This window comes from Kribbella sp. NBC_00359, assembly GCF_036097425.1.
GTDB lineage: Bacteria > Actinomycetota > Actinomycetes > Propionibacteriales > Kribbellaceae > Kribbella.
This window is the reverse complement of the sequence record NZ_CP107975.1, coordinates 1,054,123-1,079,922: the sequence shown is the minus strand read 5'-3', so window position 1 is coordinate 1,079,922 and position 25,800 is coordinate 1,054,123. Positions and strand designations below refer to the sequence as shown.

Here is a 25,800-nt window from a genome sequence, read left to right as displayed (position 1 = left end):
GCAAGGCCCGTGTGGCTGACGGAGAGGTTCGGCCTGGGTGTGCCCGTGGTGGGCGCGCCCATGGCCAACGTCGGCGGCGGGAAGCTGACGGCCGCGATCTCGGCAGCGGGTGGTCTCGGCATGCTCGGCGCCGGATCCGCGGTCGCGGCTGACTGGATCCGGACCGAAGGCTCGATCGCCGCGGCGAGTGGGAAGCCGTACGGGATCGGCCTGATGGCGTGGTCGGTGCGGGAGCGGCCGGAGCATCTGGAGGCCGTGCTCGAACTGAAGCCGGCACTGGTGTCGCTGAGCTTCGGGGACTACGCGCCGTACGTCGAACCGCTGCAGAAGGCCGGGATTGTCGTTGCCACGCAGGCGGGGACGGTTGCCGATGCGCGGGAGGCGGTCGATGCCGGTGTCGACGTGATCGTTGCCCGGGGCGCGGAAGCCGGTGGGCATGGCCGCAACGCCGTAGCCACGCTGCCGTTGCTGCAGGCGATTCTCGAGCTGACCGAGCTGCCGGTGCTCGCGGGTGGTGGGATCTCGGGACCGCGCGGGCTGGCCGCCGTACTGGCCGCGGGGGCCGCGGGTGCCTGGATCGGTACGGCGTTCCTCACCTGCCAGGAGGCGCTCACGTCGGATCCGATCCGCCGGCGCGTGATCGCGGCGGACGAGACCGACACTGTCTACGGCACGGTGTTCGACGCGGCGTCGCGGGCCGGGTGGCCGGACGAGTTCGGTGGCCGGGCGCTGCGCAACGCGTACTTCGACGCCTGGCAGGGCCGCGAGGACGAGCTGAAGACCGACGACGCCGGCCACACCGACTACGTCGAAGGCACCCGCGCCGCCGACCCGGCCCGCGCCTCGATCTACGCGGGCCAGGGCGTCGGCTCCCTCACCGGTCAGCCGACCGCCGCCGAGGTTCTCGACGGCTTCGCGACGTACCGCACCTACCTGCAGGCCGCCCTCAGCGACGGTGCCAAGTAATTGCCGTGAGCAACCACGAGGTCGTCGCACAGGTCCCAGATCCGTTCGACCGGTAGCGCGGCCGCGGTGGCCGGGTCGACCATCACGGCCTGCCGGATCGCCCGCGGATCCTCGTCCACCGCGGCCTTCACCACCAGCTCAGCCACGTTCAGGTAGGACCGGTTGAGCGCCGCACACTGCGCCGGCAACGCACCCACCGCGGTCGGCTGGACCCCCGAACCGTCGACCAGGCAAGGGACTTCGACCACTCCGCCGGCCTGCAGGTTGCTGATCAGGCCGGTGTTCGGGACGTTGCCGTAGATGGTTCGCGGCGTCCCGGTGACGATGCTGTGGATGACCTGCGGCGCATACTCCATCGTCGGTTCGACCGTCACCGGTTCGCCTGCCTTCAACGCCTTCCGCGTCTGTTCGTACGACGCCAGGTTCTCCTCGACGATCCCGAGATACTCACCCACGGGCAGCCGCAGCCGCTCGACCTCGTCCGGATGCGACAGGTACCACGGCACGTACTCCGACGAGTGCTCGCTGGTCTCGGTCGGATAGAACCCGAGCCGCCGGTACATGTCCACGCGCACTCGCCGCCGCAGCTCCGGATCCGCCGAGATTGCCGCGTCCAGGCGCTCGTACAGATTCTCGGAGCCGCGCTCGAACCGTAGTACCCACGACTGGTGGTTGACTCCAGCGGCCCGGTAGGTCACCTCGTCGTACGGGACGCCGACCACTTCGGACAGACCGTGCATCGTCCAGTAGACCGAGTGACAGAGCCCGACCACCTTGCGAACTCCGAGAGCGGCCAGGTACCAGACGTTCATCACCATGGGGTTGGTGTAGTTCAGCAGCCACGCGTCCGGGCACACCTCGGCGATGTCGTCCGCCAGCCCCCGCAGCACCGGGAACGTGCGGAGTGCGCGGAACACCCCGCCGACACCGAGCGTGTCCCCGATCGTCTGCCGGATCCCGTACCGGGCCGGGATCTCGAAGTCCACCCGGGTCGCGGCGTTCATCCCGACCTGGACGATGTTGATCACGAAGTCCGCGCCGTCGAGTGCGGCCCGGCGCTCCAGGTGCGCGGTGATCCGCGGCGTCGCACCACGCTCCTGGGCGATGTACGCCGCCGCCGCGGCGGCCGTGTCGAGTCGCTCGGGATCGATGTCGTGCAACGCGATGTGCAGTGGTCCCAGGTCGAAGCTGAACAGGTCGGCGAGCAGGCCCTGGGTGAAGACCACACTGCCCGCGCCGATGAAGGCGATCTTGCTCATTGCATCACGCTCTCGATGGCTAGATCCCAGTCCGGTTGGGCTGCGGTCCCGCCGGCGGCGCGGGTGGACAGCGAGCCGCAGGCGGCAGCGATCGCGAGGGCTCGTTCGGTGCGGGATCCGTTCAGTACGGCGGCCACCCAGCCGGCGTCGAAGCTGTCACCTGCTCCGACCGCGTCGACGGTGTCCACCTTGAGCGCAGGCGCTGTCGTGACCTTGGAACCGCTGTGGGCCAGGGCGCCGTCCACACCGTTCTTCACCACAACCAACGGTCCGCGACGGGCCAGGATGCCCGCGGCATCTTCTACCGAGTGATGACCGGTGAGGGCCAACGCTTCGGCCGCATTCGGCAGGAAGTAGTCGGTGACCCGAAGCACCGGGTCGAGGACCGTCCGGTCCCAACGCCCGGCCGGGTCGTCGTTCGGGTCGAGCGACGTGGTCGCCTTCGCGGCCTTCGCCTCCTTGAACAGCGCCGCCAGCCCGGCCGCCAGCGCCGGCATCAGGTAAAACGACGCCGCGTGCACGTGCCGGACCGATCGCAGTAGCGACCTGGGTACGTCGTCCGCCGTGGTGGCCGGGAGACAGCCAGGCGAGGTGAGGATCGCCCGGTCGTCGCCCGAGGTGAGGATCGTGGTCAGCGGGGTCGGCAGGGTGTTGTCGACAATCAGAGCGTCGACATTCACTCCGCGGTCGGAGAGCGCCGTACGGATGAAGTCGCCGGCCGGATCGTCGCCGACGCGCCCGGCGAAGGCGACGCTGAGCCCGAGCCGGGCGGCTCCACAGGCCATAATCGAGGCCGAGCCGCCGAGCACCAGAGAACCGTTGGGAACAAGCCGTTCCCGCTGGCCGAAGAGGATGGGTTGGTCGACAGGCCCGACAACCACATCGGGGTTCGCGTCGCCGATCACCAGAAGATCGAAAGTCATTGTCAGCCTTTGAGTCCCGTGGATGCGAGTGAGCGGATAAAGGCCTTCTGGGCGAGGAGGAAGCCCAGTAGGACCGGCAGCACGGTGATGACGTTGCCGGCCATCACGGCGGCCCACTGGGTGTGGTGCTGGCCCTGGAAGGTGGTCAGGCCGAGCTGGAGGGTGTAGGTGGTGTCGGTGTTGATCGCGATCAGCGGCCAGGTCAGGTCGTTCCAGGTGGCCAGGAAGGTGAGGACGGCGACCGTACTCAAGGCCGGCCGGGCCAGCGGCAGTACGATCGAGACCAGGATCCGCAACCGCCCGCACCCGTCGATCCAGGCCGCCTCCTCAAGCTCGCGCGGAAGCGAGACGAAGAACTGCCGAAAAAGAAAAACAGATAACGGCGTCACCAGCGACGGGACGATCAGCGCGCCGAGCGTGTCGATCAGCCCGAGTTCCTTCATCACCAGGAACGTCGGGATCATCGTCAGCTGGAACGGGATCACCATCGTCGCCAGCATCAGCCCGAGCACCAGCTTCGACCCGGCGAACCGGATCCGCGCGAATGCATACCCGCCGAGCGAGCCGAGGACGAGATTGGCCGTCACCGCCACCATCGAGACGATGAACGAGTTCAGGAACCAGCGCGGGAACAACGCGTTCCCCAGCACGTAGCGATACCCGCCGAGGTTGATCCCGTGCGGAATCAGCGCCGGTGGGAACCGGTTGATCTCGGCGTTGCTCATCACCGAGCTCACCAGCAACCACACCAACGGCAACGCGAACAACAACGCAAGTGGCGCCAGCACGAAATGCCAGGCACTGAAAGGCAATCTCTTCATCGCGCGGCCGCCCTCCGCCGATACAGCTGCAAGGCCACACCGATCACGAGCAAGGCGACCGCCAACGCGTACGCCGCGGCCGCGCTGTAGCCGGCCGTGAACGTCTTGAACGCCTTCTCCCAGATGAAGTACACAATCACGGTCGTGGACCCGAGCGGGCCGCCCTTGGTGGTGACGAACACCAGGTCGAACACCTGCAGCGCGTTGATGGCCTGGAACAGCAGCAGAAAGATCGTCACCGGTGTCAATGACGGCAGCACGACATGACGCAGTACGCCGAACCGTCCCGCACCGTCGATCCGCGCAGCCTCGACCAGATCCGTCGAAACCCCTTGCAACCCGGCCAGATAGACGATCACGCAGAACCCGGTCCCGCTCCACAGCGAGATCGCGACCAGTAAGTACAGCGCCTGACCGGGATCGCTGAAGAACCCCTGCGCCGGCAAGCCGACCTTGTGCAGCACCGAGTTCGCCACTCCGAACTCCGGATCGAGCACGAAGGAGAACAGGACGCCCTGCGCCGCCGCCGACACCACGAACGGCACGAAAACCAGGGTCCGATACAGACCGATGAACGCGATCTTCCGATCCAGCGCGATCGCGATCGCCAGCCCGGCGACCACGCTCAGCGGCACGTACAGCACCGTGTAGATCAACGTATGCTCGACCGCCGCACCGAAGGTCGGGTCTTTCATCAGCGCCTTGTAGTTGGCCAGCCCGACCCACTCACTCGGCGAGACCAGGTCATTCACCTGGAACGAGAGCAGCAACGACCACAGCACCGGTACGACACTCAATCCGAGGATGATCAGTACCGAAGGGCTCACGAACGCCCATCCCGTCGCGCTCTCGTTCCGGGTGCGACGCTTCGCCGCGGCCCGGCTCCGGGGATCGACGGTGAACGTACCGACCACGCTGGCCATCAGTTCGGCACCGCCAGCACCTGGTTGCACTGGTCGACGGCCTGCTTGATCGCATCACCCGGGCTCTGCTTCCCCAGCAGGACGGCGGCGATGGCCTGACCGAGGTTCTGCGAGATCTGCGGGTAGGCCGTGATCGTCGGCCGGACCTTCGCCGAGTCGAGCGCCTTGACGAACACGTCCAGCCCGTTCGTCTCGGTCGAGTGCTTCTTCCACTGCGGGAGCTCGGCGGTGGCCTTGGTGATCGGCAGGCTCCCACCCTCCATGTCCCACTGGATGTCCTGCGCCGGGTCGGCCATCCACTTCACGAACTCGGTGGCCGCCTGCACCTTCGCCTTGCCGTTGTCGAACACGGTCCAGGTGTCCGGACCCGAGATCGTCACCGGCTTCCCGGAGTACGACGGCAGCGGCACCACGCCGTAGTCGAGGTGATTGTCGATCAGCTCCGGGAGCTGCCACGGGCCGGTGGCGACCATGGCCATCCGGCCGCCGAGGAACACCTGGTAGAGCTGTTCGCTGCCCGGCTTGGGATCGACGTACAGCGACTTGTCGCTGCGCAGCCGGTCGAGGGTGCCGAGCGCCTGCTCGCCGACCTGGTCGAAGCCCACCTTCTTGCCGTCGCCGCTGACCACGTCGCCGCCGAGATCCCAGATCATCGGCCAGATCCGCCAGACCGTGTCCTCGTCGCCGACACCCGGCCAGCCGGTGCCGAAGATGCCCTTGCCCGGGTTGGTCAGGGCTTTGGCGGTGGTGACGAAGTCGTCCCAGGTCCAGCCCGCCGGCGGCGCCGGGACGCCGGCGGCGGTGAACAGCTTCTTGTTGTAGACCAAGCAGAGCGAGTCGAGCAACGCCGGCGCGGCCCGGACCTTGCCCTTCACGCTGACCGCGTCCTTCGCGGCCGGCCAGTAGTCGTCGATCTTCAGCGCACCGGTCAGGTCGGCCACCTTCGGGCTCTTGGTCAGGCTGGCGAGGTCCGACCCGAAGATGTACGCGACATCCGGATAGGACCCTCCGGCCAGCCCCGCGGTGACCTTCTGCAGCATGCTGTCCGCGGTGACCCCGCCACCGCCGCCGACCACCTTGATGTTCGGGTGCGACTTGTTGAACTCGTTGATCAAGGCATCGATCGCGGCCTTGCCGGTGTCGACCTGGCCGTGCCAGAGATCGACGCTGACGACGCCGCCGGCCCCCTTTGGATCTTCTTTGCTCTTGCCGCACGCACCGAGCGTGCCGGCGGCGGCGACGGCGGCCGCGGCGCGCAGAACGTGACGACGGGAAAGGGTCAGAGCATGCTGGGACATAGGGGTCTCCAGGTGGTGCCGAGGGATGAAGGGAGTGGAATCAGCAGGTCTTGCGCACGGACCCGGAGCCGACGTCGCGCTGCGCGATCGTCAACGTGCCTGGGTCGCGGTGAGCAGCTTCTTCGAGCGGGTGCGGCTGTCGTAGTCGTCCGGCGGCGGTCAGAGTGGCCGGCGGGAAGCGGCGAGCGAGGTCGGACACGATTGCTCCATCGGTCCCGTGGACGCGACCCCGCCTCGGGCTGGGTGGATCGAGCTGCCCTGGCGCCTGGAAACCGGACTTCGGACCTCTCTCGGACCGCTACCGGCTGGGTGCGTCACTGCCGACCAAGTCAAGCGCTGCGGCGTCCTCTCGTCAAGGCAAAGCTGCAAACGAGTGCGTGGATTCCTCGCCTGAGCGCGTTACCGCGCAGAGAAGCCGAGGGGAAGGCCGGGGGAAGGCGACCTGCCTAGCGTCCTTCGGCAGACGCCTGAGCCGACCGGGCCAGGCAGACCAGGGGAGGATCCATGACCACGACCACCGAGAGCCCGCGCCGGAACGGCGTCGACACCGCGACGCTGTTCGCCACCCTCGACGCGGTGAAGGGCCAGCACGAGATTGCCAAGTTCCAGTTCCGGGCGAGCAACACCTGGGTCACCGGGACGCACAGCCGTTCCACCGCAGCGGGCTTCTTCGGAGCCATGCAGGAGTTGCGGCACAAGGCCGACACGGTGCTCGAGTTCGACCACCCCGAAGTCCTGGTCGGCACGGACCACGGGCCGACGCCGGCGGAGTACCTCCTGCACGCGATCGCCGCCTGCCTGACCGCCGGTATCGCCAACATCGCCGCGGCCCGCGGCGTCGACCTCACCAAGGTCACCTCGACCGTCGAAGGCGACATCGACCTGCTCGGGATCCTCGGCCTGTCGGGCGATTCCGTCCGCAACGGCTACCAGCAGATCCGGGTGTCGATCGCGATCGAGGGTGACGCCGACGACGAGACCCTGCGCGGCATCGTCGAGCAGTCCCGGCGCCGCTCGGCGGTCTTCGACGCCCTCGCCAACCCGACTCCGGTCGTCGTCGACGTGGTCACCGGCTGACCATGACGACCATCGACACCGTCGTGATCGGCGCCGGCCATGCCGGTCTCGCAGTCAGCCGGCTGCTCACCGGTGCGGGCCGTGATCATGTGGTCGTCGACCGAGGCCGGATCGGCGAGCGCTGGCGCAGCGAGCGCTGGGACTCGCTGCGGTTGCTGTCGCCGAACTGGATGACCCGCCTGCCCCACTGGGAGTACGACGGGTCCGAGCCGGACGGGTTCATGAGCTCGGCCGGCTTCGTCCAGCACCTGGAGCGGTATGCGCAGTCGTACGACGCGCCCGTGCTGACCGGTACGACGGTGCGCGACCTGGTCACCGCGCACTCCGGGGGCTATCGACTCGTCACCGATCGCGGGACCTGGTCGACCCGTCACGTGGTGATCGCGACCGGTCCGCACGGTGTGCCCAACGTGCCGGACGGATTGGACGCGGCCGAGGTCGTCACCGCGAGCAGCTATCGCAACCCCGCTCAACTGCCGCCCGGTGGCGTGCTCGTGATCGGCGCCTCGTCGTCGGGTGCGCAGATCGCCGACGAACTCAACCGCGCAGGCCGGGAGGTGTACCTGGCAGCCGGCCGGCACACCCGGATCCCGCGCTGCTATCGCGGCAGAGACATCTTCTGCTGGCTGCGGAGCACCGGCCGGCTGGCGCGGACGATCGACGAGGTTCCCGACCCGGTGGCCGCCCGGCGGGAGCCGTCGATGCAACTCGTCGGCCGCCGTACCGGCGAACGTGCGCGGAATCTTGATCTGGTCAGCCTGCAGGCCAACGGTGTCCGGCTCCTCGGCCGCTTCGAGGGCATGAAAGGAACGCGGGCACGCTTCCGGCCGGACCTGGCCGCGACCGCTGCCGATGCCGACGTACGGATGCATCGGCTGCTCGACGTGGTGGACGACTACATCGCCTGTACCGGCCTGACCGGCGAGGTTCTCCCGGCGGTGCGGCCGCCGACCCTCGTGGCACCGGCGGCAGCGCGCGTTGTGGACCTGTCCCGTGCGGGCATCGCCACCGTCCTGGTCGCCACCGGCTACCGGCCCGAATATCCGTGGCTGCGGCTGCCGGTCATCGGCCCCGACGGCCACATCCGCCAGAACCGCGGGGTCACCGCAGCACCTGGTGTGTACGTCGTCGGCCAGCGATTCCAATACCGGCGCGACTCCGCCTTTATCGGCGGTGCCCGGCACGACGCGGCGGCCGTCGTGCAGCATCTCTTGACCGGCAGGATCGCGGGCCGGACGAACGGCTGCAGTGCGGAGCCGGCGGCATGACCGAGTACGACGTACTGGTCGTCGGCGGACGGGTAGCTGGAGCCTCGACCGCGATGCTGCTCGCCCGGGCCGGTGCCCGCGTCGCTCTGGTGGAGCGGTCCGCCTACGGCAGCGACACCGTCTCGACGCACGGTCTGATGCGCGCGGGCGTCATGCAGTTGGCGAGGTGGGGCCTGCTCGACGAGCTGGCTGCCGCGGGAACGCCACCGATCCGGCAGACGACCTTCCACTACACCGACCGTGAGTCCGAGCAACTCGCGCTTCGTTCCAGCGGCGGTGTCGATGCCTTGTATGCGCCGCGTCGCTCCGTGCTCGACCGGATCCTCGCGGACGCGGCCGCCGAGGCGGGTGTGGAGATGTGGTTCCGGACTCCCGTCACGGCAGTCCTGCGCGACGGGAGTGGCCGCGTGACGGGCGTTCGCGTGCAGGATCGCGAGCTCCGAGCCGGGATCACGGTCGGTGCCGACGGCATCCGTTCGACTGTCGCGTCCGCAGTCGGCGCACCCGTCGTACGGCGGGGTCATTCGCTCAGCGCGGTCCTCTATCGCTACTACGCCGATGCGCGACCCACTGGATACGAATGGGCCTATGGGTTCGGTGGCGGTGCCGGTCTGATTCCCACCAACGACGGGTTGACCTGCGTGTTCGTCGCGACGACCCCGGACAGGATGCGTGCGCTGCGTCGCCGTGGGACCGAGCGCGCCTTCGCGACACTCCTCGCGGAGACGGCACCGGCACTGGCGGATCGAGTGTCGGCGGCGGCGCCGGTGGGTGCGATGCACGGCTGGGCCGGTGCGGCGGGGTTCGTCCGCGAGTGCTGGGGGCCAGGGTGGGCGCTGGTCGGAGACGCGGGCTATTACAAGGATCCGATCACCACGCACGGCATCACCGATGCGCTGCGTGACGCAGAGCTATTGGCTCACGCGATTCTGGAGACGCAGGAGTCCTATCAGGCGACCCGGGACAGACTCTCGAGTCGTCTGTTCGCGGTGACCGACGCGGTCGCGTCGTACCGGTGGAGCCTGGACGACGTGCGGGTGCTGCTGCGGGAGGTCAGCTCGGCGATGCGCGACGAGGTCGATCACGTGGGATCACAGCCGGATCTGGGGTCCGCGCACTTCTTGCTGTAGAACGGGATTCCCCTGACGCCTACGATCCGACCTATGCAGGTCAGCGTGCGGATGCTGGACGGTTTCGCCGTACAGGTGGACGGCGCGCCGATTCCTGCGCGCCGGTGGAGCCGTCGCCAAGCGGCTGCGCTGGTCAAACTGCTGGCGCTGTCGCCCGGTGGAAGGCTGCACCGCGACCGCGTGGTCGACGCCTTGTGGCCGGAGCTCAGCGTGGATCTCGCGCTTCCCCGGCTGCACAAGGCCGCTCACTATGCCCGTACGGCGCTTGCCGATCGCGACGCCGTGGTCCTCAAGGGCGATGTCGTCGCGCTGTTCCCGGGCGCGATGCTCGAGGTTGATGCGGGCGCGTTCGAGGCGGCCGCGGATGCCGCGCTGGCGGCCGACCCCGCATCGCCGGAGCTCTGCGCCAAAGCGCTTGTGCTCGCGGGCGAACTGCTCCCCGACGACCTGGCCGAGCCGTGGCTGGACGGACCGCGTGACCGGCTGCGCCTTCAGGTCATGCGCCTGCTGCGCGGAGCGGGTCGCTGGGAATCCCTGCTGGCCATGGACCCCGCCAACGAGGAGGCGCATGTCGAGCTCCTGCGCGAAGCGGTCGTCTCCGGTGATCGGCCGACCGGGCTGCGCCGCTACGCCCGGATGCAGCATGCGCTGAGCACCGAGCTCGGCATCTCGCCCGGGCCCGAGGCCGTCGTACTCCGCGATCGTCTGCTGGCCGTCGAGTCGGTTGCGCCGCCTCGATCCGCCGACGTGATGAGCGGACCGCAGGGTGGCACGGACCTGGTGGAGCGGGACGCGGAGTTGGCCGAACTCACGGCGGCCGTCGGCACAGCCGTCGACGAAGGCCGTGGTGTCGTTGTCCTGGTCTCCGGTGAGGCGGGAGCCGGCAAGTCGGCGCTGGTGCGTACGTTCGTCGACGGACTGAGCCGCGCGATCAAGGTGGGGATCGGCGGTTGTGACGACCTGCTCGCGCCGCGCAGCCTCGGGCCGTTCCGCGACATGGCCGAGAGCGACGCGGGATTGGCCGCGGCCCTGTCGGGCGATCGGCTCGACACCGCACTGCCGGGTCTGCTGCGCGCGTTCTCCGCCTGCCCTTCGGTCGTGGTGGTGGAGGACATCCACTGGGCCGACGACGCGACGCTCGACGCGATCCGGTTCCTGGCCCGCCGGTTCCCGGCCATTCCGGCCGTGCTCGTGCTCACCTTCCGGGAGACCGGTGTCGACGCCGGTCACCCGCTGCGGCAGCTATTGGGCAGCCTTGCGGGTTCCGCCGTACGGCGAGTGACGTTGCCACCGTTGAGCGTCGAGGCGGTGCGGCGACTGGGCGCGACGAGCACTCGTGAAGCGGTGGAGATTCATCGCGTGACGCAAGGGAATCCGTTCTTCGTCACCGAGGTGCTCGCCGCCGGGGAGACCGACGTACCGCCGACCGTCCGCGATGCCGTGCTGGCCCGCCTGGGCAGGCTGTCGCCGTCGGCCCGAACGCTGCTGGAGCGGCTGTCCGTGATCCCGAGTCGCGCCGAGCGACGGCTGGCCGAGAACCTCGCCGGGGATCAGCCGGTCCTGGTCGAGGCCGAGCGGTCCGGCATGCTGATCGGAACCGACGCCACGCTCGCGTTCCGCCACGAACTGGCCAGGCGGGCGATCGAGTCGTCGTTGACGGCCGGGGAGCGGATCGGCGCCAACCGGGCCGTGGTCGACAGGCTCCTCGAGGATCCGGCCGTCGAGCCTTCCCGGCTGGTGCATCACGCGGAGCGATGTGGACGCACCGACGTGATCCTCGAGTACGGTCCGGCCGCTGCTCTCGAGGCCGCCCGCCTCGGTGCGCATCGCCAAGCGGTCGGGGTCCTCGACGTCGTACTGCGCCACCGCGAGCTGCTCGGCTCGTCCGAAGCCGCGGAGCTGCTGACCCGGCGTGCCTACTCCCTCTACGTGGTCAATCGTTTCGAGGCCGCGCTGGAATCGGCCTCGGCCGCGGTTGGTGCGGCCGAGGAGGCCGGCGATGCGTCCAGGTTGGCCGATGCCTTGCTGGTGCTGGCGCGGGTCGTCATGTTCGGGCACGGACCGATGCGGGCCCGGCTCGCCGCGGCGCAAGCCGTCGAGCTGCTCGAGCCGACAGGCGACGACGCCCGGCTGGCCGCGGCCCTGATCGAGCAGGCCCGCGCCCACAGCAACCTGGCGACGGTCGGCATCGTCGCCGAGCCGAGCGCACGGGCCGAGCGGTACGCCGAGCGCGCACTGGCCATCGGGTTGCAGTTGGGGCGGCAGGACCTGGAAGCCCAGGCCGGGTGCTATTTGGGCGACGCACGGCTGGCCCGGGGCGATGCGCGCGGCGACGAGGACTTACGGCGTGCGATCTCCCTGGCGGGGGCGGACAGCCGGATCGAGACGCTGGTGCGTTGCTACGTGAATGCGGCCGGCGGCGCCTATCGCAGCGGCCGCTTGGACGACGCGGAGAGGTACGTCGCCGCCGGGCTGCGGGCCGCGGCGGACGGCGAGTTCTTCGCCGGTCAGTATCGATTGCGGCTCACCGAAGCCGCGGTCCAGGCGAGCCGGGGCCGCTGGGACCAGGCGATCGCCGACCTCCGCGCGCTCCTGGACAGCCCAGGCGAACCGGGGTTGATGGACTCGCTGGCCCGCAGCGTTCTCGCCCGGCTTCTCGCTCGGCGCGGCGATTCCACGGCCGGCGAGGTCCTGGCCGTCGCGCTCGCCGATCGAGCACTCGCGGACGACAGCTTCGTCGTGGGTCCGCTGGCGGCCGCACGGATCGAGCTCGGCTGGCTGGACGGCTCGCTCGGCGCCCTGACCGACGACGCCCAGCGAGCGCTCAGGCTCGCCGAGGCCGCCGGGCACCGGTCGATGCACGGCGAGCTCTGCACGTATCTGCGTCGAGCCGGCGTCGACGTACCGGCTCCCGCCGACGCACCAGGCCCGTGGGCGGCGACACTCGCCGGCCAGTGGCAGGAGGCCGCGGCGGCGTGGGGCCGCCTGGGCGACCGGTACGAGCAGGCGGTCGTGCTGGCGACGGCCCCGGACCGCCAGGCGCGTGCGCACGGACTGCTCACGCTGCGTGAACTGGGAGCCGCCGGTACGACGCTCGCCGTCTGAGCCGGCCGTGGACGACTCCGGACGGTGACTGTCGCTGACCTCTTGACGCCGTGGTTTAAACCGGTTTAGATGCCTGTTAAACCGGTTTAAACCCATCGAGGTAGGTGCGTGTGGCGAAACAGCGGCCGACGATCGCGGATGTCGCGACCCGGGCTGGGGTCTCCAAGGGCGCAGTGTCGTTCGCGCTGAACGGACGGCCCGGGCTGGCGCAGTCGACCGTGGACAAGATCATCGCGGCTGCCGACGAACTGGGCTGGCGGCCCAGCAACCGGGCCCGGTCGCTCTCGGTCTCGAAGGCGTTCGCCCTCGGCCTGGTGATCACCCGAGACCCGGCGGTGCTGTCGTCGGACCCGTTCTTCCCGGCCTTCATCGCGGGTGTCGAGAGTGTGCTCTCGACCCGCGGGCAGGCTCTGGTCCTGCAGGTCGTCACGGCCGGCGAGGCCGAGGAGGCCGGCTACCGGCGACTCGCACAGGACGGCCGGGTCGACGGGGTGTTCCTGTCCGATCTCCGGCACGACGATCCCCGGATCGGCCTCCTGGTCGAGCTCGGCCTGCCGGCCGTCACGCTGAACCGGCCCGACGGCGCGTCGCCGTTCCCGGCCGTCACCCTGGACGACCGGCCCGGCACGACCGCGGTGGTCGAGCACCTCTTGCGGCTCGGTCACATCCGGATCGCGCACGTCGGCGGCCCGCCGGCGTTCGTCCACGCGACCGCGCGATCCACGGCCTTCGCCGCGACCCTCGCCGCGGCCGGTCTGGAGCCGGTGGCGATGGAGACCAGCGACTTCACCGCGGCCGGCGGGACCGAGGCGACCCGGCGGTTGCTCACGCTCGCGGAGCCGCCGACCGCGATCGTCTACGCCAACGACCGGATGGCGATCGCCGGCCTCAGTGCGGCCCAGGCCGCCGGACTGACCGTGCCGGACGACCTGAGCATCGCCGGCTTCGACGACAGCGAGATCTCCGAGTACGTCCACCCCGGGCTGACCACTGTCCGCGCCGACCCGTTCCGCTTCGGCGAGGCGGCAGCCCACACCCTCAACCAGGTCGTCGACGGTGCCGCCGACGTACCGGATGTCGAGCTGCCCCCCGCGCAGCTCGTCGTACGACGCTCGACCGCTGTACCCCCACAGCTGGAGGAATCATGAAGTTGCAAGCTGGACTGCTGGCCGTTGTCCTGGCCGGCTCGCTCGCCGCGTGTGGCGGCAGTAGTGGTGGCGGCTCTGGTGACGCCGACGCCGCTGCCAAGGCCCGCGGGCCGATCACGATCTGGTACTCGAACAACGCCGAGGAAGTGGCCTGGGGCAAGCAGATGGTCGCGGCCTGGAACACGGCCCACGCGGACCAGAAGGTCACCGCCCAGGAGATCCCGACCGGGAAGAGCTCCGAGGAGGTCATCGGCGCCGCGATCACCGCGGGCAACGCGCCGTGCCTGATCTTCAACACCTCGCCGGCCTCGGTCTCGCAGTTCCAGAAGCAGGGCGGCCTGGTGCCGCTCGACTCGTTCAGCGACGGGACGTCGTACATCGAGGACCGCTCCGGGGACATCGCCAAGCAGTACAAGTCGGCCGACGGGAAGTACTACCAGCTGCCCTGGAAGTCGAACCCGGTGATGATCTTCTACAACAAGAAGGCGTTCGCGAAGGCCGGTATCGACACCGCGAAGCCGCCGCTGACGACGTACGACGACTTCCTCGCCACCTCGCGCAAGCTGGTCGCCTCGAAGGCCGCGAAGGTCGCCATCTACCCGGCGCCGAGCAACGAGTTCTACCAGTCCTGGTTCGACTTCTACCCGCTGTACGCGGCCGAGACCGGCGGCAAGCAACTGGTCGAGGACGGCAAGTCGACGTTCAACTCCGACGAGGGCAAGCGGGTCGCCACCTTCTGGCGGACGATGTACGCCGACAAGCTGTCGTCGCAGGAGAAGTACACGGGTGACGCGTTCGTCGACGGCACCTCCGCGATGGCCGTGGTCGGTCCGTGGGCGATCGCGACATACAAGGGCAAGGTCGACTGGGGCGTCGTCCCGGTCCCGACCTCGGCCGCCAAGCCGGCGAACGAGATCCACACCTTCTCCGACGCGAAGAACGTCGCGATGTACTCGTCCTGCAAGAACCGCGGGACGGCGTGGGACGTGCTGAAGTTCGCCACCAGTCAGGAGCAGGACGGCAAGTTCCTGCAGACGACCGGCCAGATGCCGCTGCGGAAGGACGTCGCGTCGGTGTACGCGGACTACTTCACCAAGAACCCCGACTACAAGGTGTTCGCGGACCAGGCGGCCCGCACGGTCGAGGTGCCGAACGTGCCGAACTCGATCGCCATCTGGCAGACCTTCCGGGATGCCTACTCCAAGTCGGTCATCTTCGGCCAGCAGGACGTCGGCGCTGCCCTGGACGGCGCTGCGCAGAAGATTGATCAGCTCGTCAAGCAATCATGAGGCGCGGGCCGCTCACCCGGGTGCTGGGTGAGCACCCGGTCGGCACCGCGTTCGTCACGCCGTACGTCGTGTTCGTCGCGGCCGTGTTCGCCTACCCGCTCGGCTTCGCGGTGTACATGTCGTTCCACGACTACTTCTTCGCGGCGCCGGGCGCGATCGTGGACCGGCCGTGGGTCGGGTTCGCCAACTACGTCACCGTGCTGACGGACCCGGCCGTCCAGCGGTCGTTCTTCAACGTGCTGATCTTCCTGGTCATCAACGTGCCGCTGACCGTCATACTGTCCCTCGGGCTGTCGACCGCGCTGAACTCGGCGATCCGGTGGCGGACGTTCTTCCGGGTCAGCTACTACGTGCCGTACGTGACCGCGAGCGTCGCCGTGGTCGGGGTCTGGCTGTTCCTGTTCAGCTCGAACGGGCTGGTCAACTCCATCCTCGGCCCGCTCGCGCCGGACCCGTCCTGGCTGGTCAACTCGAAGCTGGCGATGCCGACGGTCGCGTTCTTCGTGACCTGGAAGCAGCTCGGGTTCTTCATCCTGCTGTACCTGGCCGCCTTGCAGAACGTGGGGGCGGATCTGTACGAGGCAGCGGCGATGGACGGCGCGAGCCGGTGGAAGTCGTTCCTGAACGTCACCGTTCCGGGAGTAAGGCCGGCGACCACGCTCGTCGTACTCCTGGCCACGGTGACCGGGGCGAACCTGTTCACCGAGCCGTATCTGCTGACCGGCGGCGGTGGCCCGGACGGCGCCTCGGCGTCGCCGGTGCTGATCATGTACCAGAAGGGCATCGAACAGGGCAATCCGGACGTCGGCTCCGCGATCGGCGTGCTGCTGGTGATCGGCGTGCTGATCGTCGCGCTGCTCGAACGGCGCTTCGTCGGGAGGGAAGACTGATGCGGCTGCGGTTCGTCGCGCTGCTGATCGGCGCGTTCGTGTTCCTGTTCCCCTTCTACTACATGCTGATCGGCAGCCTGCAGGCCGAGCCCGATCCGTCCGTCACCGGGTCGATCCCGACCGGGAACGTGACCCTGCACAACTACAGCGAGATCAACAAGGCGATCAACCTCGGGAAGTCGTTGCTCAACTCGGGCATCTTCACCGGCGGGGTCATCCTCGGCACACTGGTCTTCGGCGTGCTGGCGGGCTACGCACTGGCCCGGCTCCAGTTCCGCGGCCGGGGTGCGGTGTTCGGGCTGATGCTGTTGATCCAGGTCGTGCCGTTCCAGCTGCTGACGATCCCGCTGTACGTGATGATCGTGCGCACCTACGGTCTGGCCGACTCCTACCTCGGCATGATCCTGCCGTTCGCGATCAACTCGACCGCGGTCTTCGTGTTCCGGCAGTACTTCCTGCAGTTGCCGGCCGAGTTGTTCGACGCGGCCCGGATCGACGGTGCGTCCGAGCTCGACATCTTGTGGCGGGTGGCGGTGCCGTTGGTGAAACCGGCGCTGCTGACCGGCGTACTCCTGACGTTCATCGGGCCGTGGAACGAGTTCCTCTGGCCGTTCCTGATCACCAAGCAGCAGACCCTGCAGCCGCTCGCGGTCTCGTTGTCCAACTACCTGACCACGGTGTCGGCGCGGGCGGCGAACCCGTTCGGCGCCGTCCTCGCCGGGGCCTGTGTGCTCGCCGCGCCCGCGGTGGCGCTGTTCGTGATCTTCCAGCGCCGCTTCATCTCCTCGAACCTCTCGTCCGGGGTCAAGGGCTGAAATCTCTTATTCTGAAAGGCTTCTCGTGGTTACTGTTCCTTACACCCTGACCCGCGTCGGCGTCCTGATGACGGCCGAACCGGGCAACGAACTCGAGGCCGAGGGGGTGCTGAACCCGGCCACCGGGCACACCCCCGACGGCACGCTGTACCTCCTGCCGCGACTGGTTGCTTCCGGCAACGTGTCGCGGGTCGGGCTGGCCGAGGTCGAACTGAAGGACGGTGTGCCGGTCGGCGTCCGGCGCGACGGCGTCGTCCTGGCCCCGGACGAAGGCTGGGAGCGCGGCCTGAACAACGCCGGCGTCGAGGACCCGCGCGTGACGTACGTCCCGTCGCTCGGCCTGCACGTGATGACGTACGTCGCCTACGGCCCACTCGGCCCGAAGCCGGCGCTCGCGGTCTCGTCGGATCTGCGCTCGTGGACGCGGCTGGGGCCGTTGCACTTCGAGTACCAGCCTTCGCTCGACACCGACCTGAACCTGTTCCCGAACAAGGACACCGTGTTCTTCCCCGAGCCGGTGCCCGGTCCGGACGGCGAACCGTCGTACGCGATGTTGCATCGGCCGATGTGGGACCTGGGGTGGTTCCGCGAGGGCGAAGGTGTGCATCTGCCGGCCGGAGTCACCGATGACCGGCCGGGGATCTGGGTGTCCTTCGTGCCGGTCGCCGATGTCGAGCGGGACCTGCGCAATCTCGTGCATCTGCGTCATCACCGGCTGGTGGCCATGTCGGAGTACCCGTTCGAGGAGCTGAAGATCGGGGCCGGTCCGGCGCCGCTGCGGGTGCCGGAGGGCTGGCTGGTGATCCACCACGGCGTCACCGGTGAGCAGCCGGAAGGTTTCGATCCGACCACGCAGAAGGTCTGCTACGCGGCCGGCGCCCTGCTGCTGGATCCGGAGGACGTGACCCGGGTGATCGCGCGTACGCCGGAGCCGATCCTGGTGCCCGAGACCGCGGAGGAGAAGGTCGGGACCGTCGGCAACGTGGTCTTCCCGACCGCGATCGAGGAAGTGGACGGCGTGCGCTACGTCTTCTACGGCATGGCCGACGCGGCGATCGGTGTCGCGAGATTGGACCGACTGACATGAACCCGACCCGCCGTACCGTCCTCGGCGGCGCCGCCGCCGCTTCCGCCGCCGTGATGTTGCCGACGGCAACCGCTGCCGCGGCGACCCCGAAGGGTGGGCGACTGTCCAACCTCGCCCACCTCGACTTCCTCCGGGCCTCGGTCACTCCGCCGGCAGCGCCGGGCCACAGCACCTTCGGCTCCGGCCCGCTCGGCGTGCTGTGGACCTACGCGGACCGTCAAGCCGACGGCTCCTACAAGCGCATCGGCGGCGGCACCTACGACCCCGTCACCAACACCTACGGGCAGGGCGCCTACAACGCCGACGACATCTCCCGAGCCGCCGTCGTCTACCTCCGCCACTGGGAGCTCTTCCACGACACATCTTCGTTGGCCGCCGCTCGCGGTCTATTGCGCGGCCTGACGTTCCTCCAGTCACCCAACGGCAACGTCGTCCTCTGGATGCAACCGGATGGCACCCTCAACCCCAGCGCCGATCCCCCCGAACTTCCCGACCCCTCCGACTCCGGACCGGCGTACTGGCTTGCCCGCACGGTCTGGGCACTAGGGGAGGGGTACGCCGTCTTCCGCCGAGCCGACCGTGCCTTCGCCGACTTCCTGAAGGCCCGCCTCGAACTCGCGGTGTCGGCGTTGGAGCGGCAGGTGCTGACCCGCTACGGCCAGTACAACATCGTCGACGGTCGCCGTGTGCCTGCCTGGCTCATCGTCAACGGTGCCGATGCGACATCCGAGGCTGTCCTCGGGCTCGCGGCCTATGTCCCAGCTGGTGGGTCAGCGCGGGCTCGGCGGGCGCTGGCACAGTTCGCCGAAGGCATCGCGGCGATGAGTGCTGGATCGAGGACTGTTTGGCCGTTCCGCGCGCTGCTGCCCTGGGGCGAGTCCATCTCGGACTGGCACGCGTGGGGTGCCCAGATGCCGTCCGCACTCGCCGCTGCCTCGTCAGCGCTAGGTTCTCGCCGACTGCTGGACCCGGCGATCGGCGACACCGCCGGCTTCACGCCGTTGCTGATGACTGCCGGTGGGCCGGACAACGGCTGGCTCCCCGCTCCGATCGACCGTACGCAGATCGCCTACGGCGTCGACGCTCGCTTGCAAGGCCTCTTGGCGGTCGGACTGCCCGGCCTCAAGCAGGTCGCGGCTTTCGTCGCCGCCTGGTACTTCGGCGCGAACCGGGCCGGCGAGGCGATGTACGACCCGGCCACCGGTCGCACGTACGACGGCATCTCCGGCGACGGTGTGGTCAACCGGAACTCCGGCGCCGAGTCCAGCATCCACGGCCAGCTCTCCATGCTCGCTCTCGACGCCGCTCCGGAGATCGCCCGCCTGGTCGGCCGACCGACGTACGACGGCCTGCGGGTCGTCGAGGCGGAGTCGGCCACCGGCGGTCAGGTGGTCACCCCACCCTCCGCCTGGACCGGCGAATCCCAATGGAGCAACGGCTCCTACCTCTCGCTGGGAGCCGGCGAGTCCGCGACCTGGACCCTCCCGTCCTCAGCCCAGCCGCTCCTGGTCCTCCCGATCGTCAACCTGGTCGACACACCGTCGCCCGCCCGCACGACGTGGACCACCGGCTCGCACGTTCTGGGCACCATCGATCATGTGACTGGCCCGCAAGGCATCTCCGCGGCGCCGGGTGCTCTGCTGCCGATCACGTTGGCCACACCACTTCCGCCGTACGCGACCAACCTGAAAGCCACCGCCAGCGCTCCGGCTCAGGTGGACGCGCTGCTCCTGATCCCCATGATCAGCACGCTGCGCCTGGACAACGGGACGTTGCTGACCAGCGTCGACTCGCACCCTCGCAGCGTCAGCGTCCCGGGCCGAGTCGCCTACTCCTACACCTCCACCGGCCAACTCCACTCGCGCACCAACCCCAGCCACGCGGTCGTCCAACCCGGCGGCTTCACCGTCGTGCTCGGGTAATCGCCTCGGCACACCAGTTGGCGACGAGGGTCAGCGCCTGACCGCGTTGGTGGAAGAGAAGTCGGTGCCCGGGGTGCCGTCGATGTCCTCCATCAGCAGCACGGCGCCATCCGCGTACTCCTCGACCTCCGCCGCGGGGAGCACGAGGCCGGCGTCCGCGAGCTGCTTGCGGAGCTCTTCATCCTGGTAGACCTCGAGCTCGCGGCGCCAGTAGTTCCAGTGCCGCGGGTCGGTCGAGGCGGCCCACGGGCCAGTCGATTCCACCGCAGTCCGCAACTGTTTGCGGACCGCGGTGCGCGCATCCGGGTAGGTGATCCGCTCGACGGTCGCCGTCACCGCATTCAGTGGGTTGTGCCGCAGAGTCGTCGTACTGATCTCGGCATCACCGGTCATGAACAGCAATACTGACACGCGGCGAAGGGCTCAGCCCAGAAGGATTCTCGGCGGTACGCCGGTGAGCGCCTTCACGTCGCGGGTGAAGTGGGCCTGGTCGGCGTACCCGGTCCGGACGGCGACGTCCGCGAGCGCGAGGCCGGTCCGCGCCTGGTCGAGGGCGACGTTCATCCGGAGGACACGGTCGAGCATCTTCGGGCCGTAGCCGAACGCGTTCAGGCAACGGCGATGCAGTTGCCGCTCGCTCAATCCGACGCTGCCTGCCAGACCCCACACGCCCGCTCCGCCACGCAGCACACCGGCCCGGATGCTCCGCAGTACTTGAATGATCAGCCGATCCGGCGGCTCCTCGGCCAGGCTCGCCACGGCCTCGTCCAAGGCTCGGGCCGGGTCGGGCGCCGACCTGACGCGGTCGAGCATCCGCCTGCTCCGGGCCGGGGACCAGAGGTCGGCCAGCTGGACGCGCTCGTTGAGCAGCTCCTTCGCCGGTACGCCGAGGAAGTCCGGCGCGGCTCCGGGGGCGAACCGGATCCCGGCGTACCTGGTCCCGCGGTCCGCGGTCCCGGTCCACGCGCGGCTGTCAGGTCCGGCGACGATCAGGTCGTCGTCCATGAACAGCAGGTCCATGCAGCCGTCGGGCAGGATGCGGTACTCCCCGCCCTCGGCGGTCCGCGTCCACAAGGCGGCGCCGGGCACCAGCGCGGGGCGCTCCCGGTACGGCTCCACAACCAGAGTCACATCACCAGTCTGCAACCCTCCACCGACAGTTCCTGCCGGTTGTGGTCACGGCTGTCGCGGTTGAGGATGGTGTGCACGCTGACTGGGGAGCTGATTGGATGTCGCGTCGAGACGATGTGTCGGGCGTACCGCTGCTCGGACGGACCGTCGCGCCGGCGGGATCGGGGCTGGTGCTCGCGGAGTGGGAGGCAGCGGGGCGTACGTCGGACCAGGTGGCTTGGCAGGCGCCGCTGCATGTCCATTACGAGGACGACGAGGCGTGGTACGTCCTCTCCGGGACGCTGCGACTCCGGATCGACGGCGAGGACTACGACGTCCCGGCCGGATCGGGGATCGTCGGCCCGCGCGGGGTGCCGCACACGTTCGGCAACCCGAGCGAGGAGCCGGCCAGGTACGTGCTGGTGATGTCGGCGACGACGCACGCGATGCTCGGGGAGTTGCACGGCGGATTCTCCCGCGACGTGGCCGCACTCTTCGAGAAGTACGGCTGCGCGTTGCTCGAGTAGTCGCCGGCTACCGGGTCGGCGGGTACTGCCGCGGCGGTACGACGTCCAGCACCGGCACGTCGACCGGGACATACTTGACCAGGGCAACGTTCTCGCGGATCAGTTCGTCGCGGACCGTCATACCGGTGCGCCGGTCGATCACCGTCCGCCAGATCTCGTTGCGGCGGAAGTACTCCGCGCCGACCCGGAGGAACCGCTCACCCCGCGAGAACACCCGGTACGACGATTCGGCCGGGACGTCGGCGAAGATCTCGCCCTCCAGGTAGCGATCGCCCACTCCGACGCGCAGCTGGAACGTCTGGTCGGTGTCGTTGTGGAACTGCAGATCCACGTAGTTGTAGACGATGCTGCAGCCCACGCCCCACGGGAGCACCCGCCCGTTGTCCGGGAACGGGTCGAAGCTGTGCGTGGATCGCTGCGTCACCGTCAACGGCGAGTGCAACACCATCCAGTGCAGCAGGTTGGCGAGCTGGCAGATCCCACCACCGATGCCCGGTCGCGCCTGACCGTTCGAGAGCCGCATGCCCTTCCGATAGCCCTTGCGGCGCGTCGCATTGCCCACCAGCTTGTTGAACGAGAACGTCTCACCCGGCCGGATCAGCAGCCCGTCCACCTGGGCGCATGCGAGCTTCAAGTTGGTCACCTTGTTGTGCTGCATCCACATCTCGGTCTCGCCGAGCTGCCGCAACAGCAACGACTTGTGCCGCTTCACCCGCACCGGCAACTCATCCACCTGCCGCAGCTGTGCGTACGGCGTACTGGACAGCATCCACTCGAGTCGCTTGAGCACCCGGTGGTACCGCACGGCCAGTGGGTAGAGCAGCGGCATCCGCTCGCTCCACCGGCGTCGCCGTACCGCGGGCAGCACTCGGGCTCGCTCTGCGTCGGTCAGGTCCTCCAGACCGACCCGCCACGCCACGTCCGGCGTCACCCCAGTGGACTCCGATCGCTCCGTGTCTTTCGGTCCGCTGAACTCCAGCGCCCTGCTGACGGTCGTGTCTGACATTCGTTCCCCCGAACGACGAGGGGCGGTCCTGCGACCGACCCGGTTACGGTACGCCGCGCCTGCCGCAGCCACATGACAGCGAAAGCACGATCGGATTGCGCTCCTCTACGACGCCACAACTCCACCGAGAGTTCGATCCGCGGGCTGGCGTGGCTTGCCGTCCGAGCCCCGACCGCTCCGCCCACGCCGTCGCCGCTCAGCCGATCTCGAGCGCAGTACAAACCCACCGATGGCGCCGGATCTCCATCCGCAATGCGATCGCCCTCGACCGATCCCCGTGCCGCACATGCGCGGCAACCTCAGCCACGTGCCGAGCCGGCGTACACACCCGAACCGACCGCACCGCACTCCGCTCCCGAGCCCCCCGACTGGTAGCGGTAGTAGTCAGCCCCAACACCCGAACCCGCCGATTCAGATCCGCGAACACAGCCTCATCCGCAAACCGAACCAACTGCGAAATCGGCCGATCCCCCGCCAACACCTCCGAAACCGCCTGCACCAACCGCCCAGCCCAAGCCCGCGCATCCGGCACCCCCGGCCCACCCCCCACCGCGGCCGCCGCTCCACCCACCTCCGGCCCCGCCGACCCAACCCCGTCCTCGGCCGACTTCACCGCAGCCGACCCGTCGCCAACCGCGGCCACCCTCAGCGCCGACCTGTCACCGACCTCAACCGGCACCACTGCCGCCGACCCGTCAGCCCTGACCGGCGCAGTCGACTCGTCAGCGGCTGCGGCCACCTTCAGTGCCGCCGACCCGTCACCGACCTCAGCCAGCATCGGTGCCGCTGACCCGTCACCGACCCCAGCCCTGACCGGCGCAGCCGACCCGTCAGCGGCTGCGGCGACCTTCAGTGCCGCAGACCCGTCACCGGCCCGAGCAGTCACCGGCGCCGCCAACATGTCGCCGGCCGCGGCCACCTTCAGCGCCGCCGACCCGTCACCGCCGTCAGCCGTCACCGGCCCAGCCGACCCGTCGCCGGCCGCCGCCGACACCGCTGCGAGCTTCCGACCCTCAGCCACCGCGGCTTGAACCTTCAGGTGGTCTTCGCCCTCGGCTTCGCGGGCTTGGGCTGGGGCTGTGGTGAAGGCGGCGAGGGTGGTGAGGGAGGTGGGTGCGGAGACCACGCCGAGCCGGGTGATCGCGTGCAGGCGTCGGGCCAGCGCGCCGTCGGTCATGCTGTCCGCGTAGCGCACCGTCGCCGGCACGGTGTGCGCCGGAGGACCGTCGACAGCCCGCAGCCGCGGTGTCGCGACGCTGACCTCGCCGGCCACGTCGTCCGGGGACACCGGAGTCTTGGGGACAGCTGCGAGAGGGGTGAGGGGAGTCGGGTGCTGGAGTTCGTCCGCACGGAGGTTCTGAGGCTGGCTCATGTCACTTCTCCTGGTGGGTGGGCGGCACGTGCTGGCCGGTCGCGGCTGCCGGGATGCGCAGTACCTGACCGGGAAGAATGAGGTCGGGATCGGAACCGATCACCTGACGGTTGGCGGCGTACCACTCCGGCCACCGGGCCGCGATCGCCTCGGCACTGGCGTTCGGACCCAGCTCCCGCGCCGCGATGCTCCACAACGAGTCCCCGGCCCGCACCACAACCCGCCCAGGCACCCGCACCGGAACCCCGGACCGCAGATCCGTATACCGAGTAGCCGCCCCCACCGCCGGCCGATCCGGCACCCCCACCCGAACCCGCCCCCCACCCGGCACCCCGTCCTCCACCCCTCCCACACCAGCCCGGTCCACGTCGGGCCGGCTCACGTCAGGTCGGGTGGTGCCGGGCTGGTTCACGCCGCGCTGGGTGGTGCCGGGTTCGGTGGTCCCGCCCTGGTTCACGCCGGGCCGGGTGGTGCCGGGTTGGGTAGTGCCGGGCTGGTCCACGCCAGGCCGGGTGGTGTCGGGCTGGGTAGTGCGGAGTTGGTTCACGCCAGGTTGGTTGGTGCGGGGCCGGGTGGTGCCGGACCGGGTCACGTCAGGCCGGGTGGTGGCGGGTTGGGTGGTGCGGGGCTGGTTCGCGCTGGGTTGGCTGGTACCGGGCCGGGTCCCGTCATGCCGGCTCGCATGGGGCTGGGTTGGCGCGGGCTGACGGGTGATCTTGCCGTCCGGCGTACGTACGCCGTCCGCCGGAGCGCCCGTGGTCCGGCGGGAGGACTGCGTGCGTGCCGCGTCCGACTGGGCTGCGTTCGGCGGTGGGGTCCGTACGCCGGCCTCCGAGAGGGTGCCGTTGGTCGTGGGCGGCTGTTGGCCCTGTGTGGTGTGCGGGTTGGGGGCGTCGGTCCGGGCGCTGGAATGTGCCGGGCCGGTCGGTGCCTGCTCAGTCAGGCGGACTGTCGACGGCGGCTCTGTGGTGCGCCAGTCGGTCGTACCTGAGACCGCGGCGTCCGGGTGACCGGTGGGTGCGGGGCCGGTGAGGCGGATTGTTGACCCGGGCTCGGTGGTGCGCCAGTTCGTCGTACGTGAGGGGGCGGCGTTCGGGTGAGCGGCGGGTCCCGGCCCGGTGAGGTGGACTGTTGAGCCGGGCTCGGTCGTGCGCCAGTTCGTCGTATATGACGCGGCGGCGTCCGGTTGAGCGGCGGGTGCCTGTCCGGCGAGGTGAACTGTTGAGCCCGGCTCGGTGGCGCGCCGATCCGTCGTGCCTGCGGCGGAGATCTGCGGGTGAGCTGCTGGTGCAGGTTCTGCGAGCTGGATCGGTGACCGCAGCTCGGTGGTGGGCGAGTTCGTCGTGCGTGAGGGGGCGGCGTTCGGGTGGGTGGCTGGGGCGGGTGCAGTAAGGCGGGCGGTTGAGTTGGGCCGGGTGGGGGTGGTTGTGAGTTGGAGGGTGGAGTGGGGCTCTACCTGGGTCCAGGGGCGGGTGGTGGTGGCGTCGGCGGGGGTTGCGTGGGCTACGCCGACGGTGAGGGGGGTGACGGCGGCGACGCCGAGGCTGGAGCGGAGGAGGGTGCGGGCGGTGCTTGAGGTGATCTGGCCGGCGATGGCTCCGGCGAGGGCGCCGATGGCTCCGGGGAGTTGCTCCAGGACGGTCACGAGGACTGCGAGGACGAGCCAGCCGTAGGCCATCCAGGCGACGGTGCCGACGGCGAGGACTGTCATCGAGTCGAGGTCGTGGCTGTTCACACCGGTGATCGAGCCCGCGGTCATCCAGCGCAAGCCCAGGCCGACGCCGACGAGCGCGAGCACCGCGAGCGTCCCCTTCACTCCCCGGATCATCGCGTTCATCCCGCTTCGCCCCCGACATATGAGTTT

General features: G+C 69.4%; 23 protein-coding genes. 12 read left to right on the top strand and 11 right to left on the bottom strand.

Translation table 11 applies throughout. The annotated features are described in order from the left end of the window. Positions 1-60: 60 nt before the first annotated feature. Positions 61-966 (top strand): NAD(P)H-dependent flavin oxidoreductase, encoded by a 906-nt coding sequence (locus tag OG876_RS05230; RefSeq protein WP_328523613.1) that lies wholly within the window; start codon positions 61-63, stop codon positions 964-966. Here OG876_RS05230 and OG876_RS05225 read toward each other — a convergent pair. From OG876_RS05225 to OG876_RS05200, 6 genes are read right to left on the bottom strand one after another with little or no spacing between them, the layout of a single operon-like run. Next, entirely contained in the window at positions 930-2,225 is a 1,296-nt protein-coding gene (locus tag OG876_RS05225; RefSeq protein ID WP_328523612.1) for an alpha-glucosidase/alpha-galactosidase, read from the bottom strand. The genes OG876_RS05230 and OG876_RS05225 overlap by 37 nt on opposite strands. Next, complete coding sequence (locus OG876_RS05220; RefSeq protein ID WP_328523611.1) at positions 2,222-3,148, bottom strand: carbohydrate kinase family protein; 927 nt, start codon at positions 3,146-3,148, stop codon at positions 2,222-2,224. The genes OG876_RS05225 and OG876_RS05220 overlap by 4 nt, the downstream gene beginning before the upstream one ends. 2 nt (positions 3,149-3,150) lie before the next feature. Next, positions 3,151-3,969, bottom strand: a complete 819-nt coding sequence (locus OG876_RS05215; protein ID WP_328523610.1) for a carbohydrate ABC transporter permease — start codon at positions 3,967-3,969, stop codon at positions 3,151-3,153. Further along, positions 3,966-4,892: a carbohydrate ABC transporter permease gene (locus OG876_RS05210; RefSeq protein ID WP_328523609.1), complete on the bottom strand. Its 927-nt coding sequence runs from the start codon at positions 4,890-4,892 to the stop codon at positions 3,966-3,968. Before OG876_RS05210 ends, OG876_RS05215 begins: the two co-directional genes overlap by 4 nt. Next, complete coding sequence (locus tag OG876_RS05205) at positions 4,892-6,190, bottom strand: ABC transporter substrate-binding protein (protein WP_328523608.1); 1,299 nt, start codon at positions 6,188-6,190, stop codon at positions 4,892-4,894. The genes OG876_RS05210 and OG876_RS05205 overlap by 1 nt, the downstream gene beginning before the upstream one ends. A 40-nt stretch (positions 6,191-6,230) precedes the next feature. Next, positions 6,231-6,389, bottom strand: a complete 159-nt coding sequence (locus tag OG876_RS05200) for a hypothetical protein (RefSeq protein ID WP_328523607.1) — start codon at positions 6,387-6,389, stop codon at positions 6,231-6,233. A 305-nt stretch (positions 6,390-6,694) separates the two neighbouring features. Here OG876_RS05200 and OG876_RS05195 point away from each other — a divergent pair, with 305 nt between their 5' ends. The 10 genes from OG876_RS05195 to OG876_RS05150 all read left to right on the top strand — a co-directional run bounded on the left by OG876_RS05195 (position 6,695) and on the right by OG876_RS05150 (position 19,921). Continuing rightward, a complete protein-coding gene (locus OG876_RS05195) occupies positions 6,695-7,267 on the top strand; it encodes an OsmC family protein (protein WP_328523606.1) in 573 nt (190 codons plus the stop codon). Positions 7,268-7,269: 2 nt separating this feature from the next. Continuing rightward, complete coding sequence (locus OG876_RS05190) at positions 7,270-8,535, top strand: NAD(P)-binding domain-containing protein (RefSeq protein ID WP_328523605.1); 1,266 nt, start codon at positions 7,270-7,272, stop codon at positions 8,533-8,535. After that, positions 8,532-9,665: an NAD(P)/FAD-dependent oxidoreductase gene (locus tag OG876_RS05185; RefSeq protein WP_328523604.1), complete on the top strand. Its 1,134-nt coding sequence runs from the start codon at positions 8,532-8,534 to the stop codon at positions 9,663-9,665. The genes OG876_RS05190 and OG876_RS05185 overlap by 4 nt, the downstream gene beginning before the upstream one ends. A 33-nt stretch (positions 9,666-9,698) precedes the next feature. After that, complete coding sequence (locus OG876_RS05180) at positions 9,699-12,770, top strand: ATP-binding protein (RefSeq protein WP_328523603.1); 3,072 nt, start codon at positions 9,699-9,701, stop codon at positions 12,768-12,770. Positions 12,771-12,880: 110 nt separating this feature from the next. Further along, positions 12,881-13,918 (top strand): LacI family DNA-binding transcriptional regulator, encoded by a 1,038-nt coding sequence (locus OG876_RS05175; protein WP_328523602.1) that lies wholly within the window; start codon positions 12,881-12,883, stop codon positions 13,916-13,918. Next, positions 13,915-15,207, top strand: a complete 1,293-nt coding sequence (locus OG876_RS05170; RefSeq protein ID WP_328523601.1) for an extracellular solute-binding protein — start codon at positions 13,915-13,917, stop codon at positions 15,205-15,207. The genes OG876_RS05175 and OG876_RS05170 overlap by 4 nt, the downstream gene beginning before the upstream one ends. Next, entirely contained in the window at positions 15,204-16,097 is an 894-nt protein-coding gene (locus tag OG876_RS05165; RefSeq protein WP_328523600.1) for a carbohydrate ABC transporter permease, read from the top strand. The genes OG876_RS05170 and OG876_RS05165 overlap by 4 nt, the downstream gene beginning before the upstream one ends. Beyond that, positions 16,097-16,912 carry a carbohydrate ABC transporter permease gene (locus OG876_RS05160; RefSeq protein WP_328523599.1) on the top strand — a complete coding sequence of 272 codons (816 nt, stop codon included), beginning with the start codon at positions 16,097-16,099 and terminating at the stop codon, positions 16,910-16,912. Before OG876_RS05165 ends, OG876_RS05160 begins: the two co-directional genes overlap by 1 nt. 25 nt (positions 16,913-16,937) lie before the next feature. Continuing rightward, complete coding sequence (locus tag OG876_RS05155; protein WP_328523598.1) at positions 16,938-17,999, top strand: glycoside hydrolase family 130 protein; 1,062 nt, start codon at positions 16,938-16,940, stop codon at positions 17,997-17,999. Beyond that, positions 17,996-19,921 carry a hypothetical protein gene (locus OG876_RS05150; RefSeq protein WP_328523597.1) on the top strand — a complete coding sequence of 642 codons (1,926 nt, stop codon included), beginning with the start codon at positions 17,996-17,998 and terminating at the stop codon, positions 19,919-19,921. Before OG876_RS05155 ends, OG876_RS05150 begins: the two co-directional genes overlap by 4 nt. Before the next feature lie 30 nt (positions 19,922-19,951). Here OG876_RS05150 and OG876_RS05145 read toward each other — a convergent pair whose 3' ends face one another. Continuing rightward, entirely contained in the window at positions 19,952-20,314 is a 363-nt protein-coding gene (locus OG876_RS05145; protein ID WP_328523596.1) for a hypothetical protein, read from the bottom strand. 30 nt (positions 20,315-20,344) lie between these two features. Then, on the bottom strand, positions 20,345-21,052 hold the full coding sequence (locus OG876_RS05140) for a helix-turn-helix transcriptional regulator (RefSeq protein WP_328523595.1): 708 nt from the start codon (positions 21,050-21,052) through the stop codon (positions 20,345-20,347). A 98-nt stretch (positions 21,053-21,150) separates the two neighbouring features. On the opposite strand from OG876_RS05140, the gene OG876_RS05135 reads away from it, so the two are divergent. Next, entirely contained in the window at positions 21,151-21,558 is a 408-nt protein-coding gene (locus OG876_RS05135; protein ID WP_328523594.1) for a cupin domain-containing protein, read from the top strand. 7 nt (positions 21,559-21,565) lie between these two features. On the opposite strand, the gene OG876_RS05130 is transcribed toward OG876_RS05135, so the two are convergent. From OG876_RS05130 to OG876_RS05120, 3 genes are all read right to left on the bottom strand, one after another. After that, complete coding sequence (locus tag OG876_RS05130) at positions 21,566-22,564, bottom strand: VanW family protein (protein WP_328523593.1); 999 nt, start codon at positions 22,562-22,564, stop codon at positions 21,566-21,568. A gap of 196 nt (positions 22,565-22,760) precedes the next feature. Continuing rightward, positions 22,761-23,936, bottom strand: a complete 1,176-nt coding sequence (locus OG876_RS05125; protein WP_328523592.1) for an Rv3235 family protein — start codon at positions 23,934-23,936, stop codon at positions 22,761-22,763. Position 23,937: 1 nt separating this feature from the next. Next, positions 23,938-25,764 (bottom strand): LysM peptidoglycan-binding domain-containing protein, encoded by a 1,827-nt coding sequence (locus OG876_RS05120; RefSeq protein ID WP_328523591.1) that lies wholly within the window; start codon positions 25,762-25,764, stop codon positions 23,938-23,940. Positions 25,765-25,800 lie beyond the last annotated feature (36 nt).

Coding starts and splice junctions, on each gene's coding strand:
- OG876_RS05230 (WP_328523613.1), top strand. CDS start 61: ATGGCCAACGTCGGCGGCGGGAAGCTGACGGCCGCGATCTCGGCAGCG.
- OG876_RS05205 (WP_328523608.1), bottom strand. CDS start 6,190: ATGTCCCAGCATGCTCTGACCCTTTCCCGTCGTCACGTTCTGCGCGCC.
- OG876_RS05195 (WP_328523606.1), top strand. CDS start 6,695: ATGACCACGACCACCGAGAGCCCGCGCCGGAACGGCGTCGACACCGCG.
- OG876_RS05125 (WP_328523592.1), bottom strand. CDS start 23,936: ATGAGCCAGCCTCAGAACCTCCGTGCGGACGAACTCCAGCACCCGACT.
- OG876_RS05225 (WP_328523612.1), bottom strand. CDS start 2,225: ATGAGCAAGATCGCCTTCATCGGCGCGGGCAGTGTGGTCTTCACCCAG.
- OG876_RS05130 (WP_328523593.1), bottom strand. CDS start 22,564: ATGTCAGACACGACCGTCAGCAGGGCGCTGGAGTTCAGCGGACCGAAA.
- OG876_RS05160 (WP_328523599.1), top strand. CDS start 16,097: ATGCGGCTGCGGTTCGTCGCGCTGCTGATCGGCGCGTTCGTGTTCCTG.
- OG876_RS05210 (WP_328523609.1), bottom strand. CDS start 4,892: ATGGCCAGCGTGGTCGGTACGTTCACCGTCGATCCCCGGAGCCGGGCC.
- OG876_RS05145 (WP_328523596.1), bottom strand. CDS start 20,314: ATGACCGGTGATGCCGAGATCAGTACGACGACTCTGCGGCACAACCCA.
- OG876_RS05165 (WP_328523600.1), top strand. CDS start 15,204: ATGAGGCGCGGGCCGCTCACCCGGGTGCTGGGTGAGCACCCGGTCGGC.
- OG876_RS05180 (WP_328523603.1), top strand. CDS start 9,699: ATGCAGGTCAGCGTGCGGATGCTGGACGGTTTCGCCGTACAGGTGGAC.
- OG876_RS05170 (WP_328523601.1), top strand. CDS start 13,915: ATGAAGTTGCAAGCTGGACTGCTGGCCGTTGTCCTGGCCGGCTCGCTC.
- OG876_RS05215 (WP_328523610.1), bottom strand. CDS start 3,969: ATGAAGAGATTGCCTTTCAGTGCCTGGCATTTCGTGCTGGCGCCACTT.
- OG876_RS05150 (WP_328523597.1), top strand. CDS start 17,996: ATGAACCCGACCCGCCGTACCGTCCTCGGCGGCGCCGCCGCCGCTTCC.
- OG876_RS05120 (WP_328523591.1), bottom strand. CDS start 25,764: ATGATCCGGGGAGTGAAGGGGACGCTCGCGGTGCTCGCGCTCGTCGGC.
- OG876_RS05220 (WP_328523611.1), bottom strand. CDS start 3,148: ATGACTTTCGATCTTCTGGTGATCGGCGACGCGAACCCCGATGTGGTT.
- OG876_RS05190 (WP_328523605.1), top strand. CDS start 7,270: ATGACGACCATCGACACCGTCGTGATCGGCGCCGGCCATGCCGGTCTC.
- OG876_RS05135 (WP_328523594.1), top strand. CDS start 21,151: ATGTCGCGTCGAGACGATGTGTCGGGCGTACCGCTGCTCGGACGGACC.
- OG876_RS05185 (WP_328523604.1), top strand. CDS start 8,532: ATGACCGAGTACGACGTACTGGTCGTCGGCGGACGGGTAGCTGGAGCC.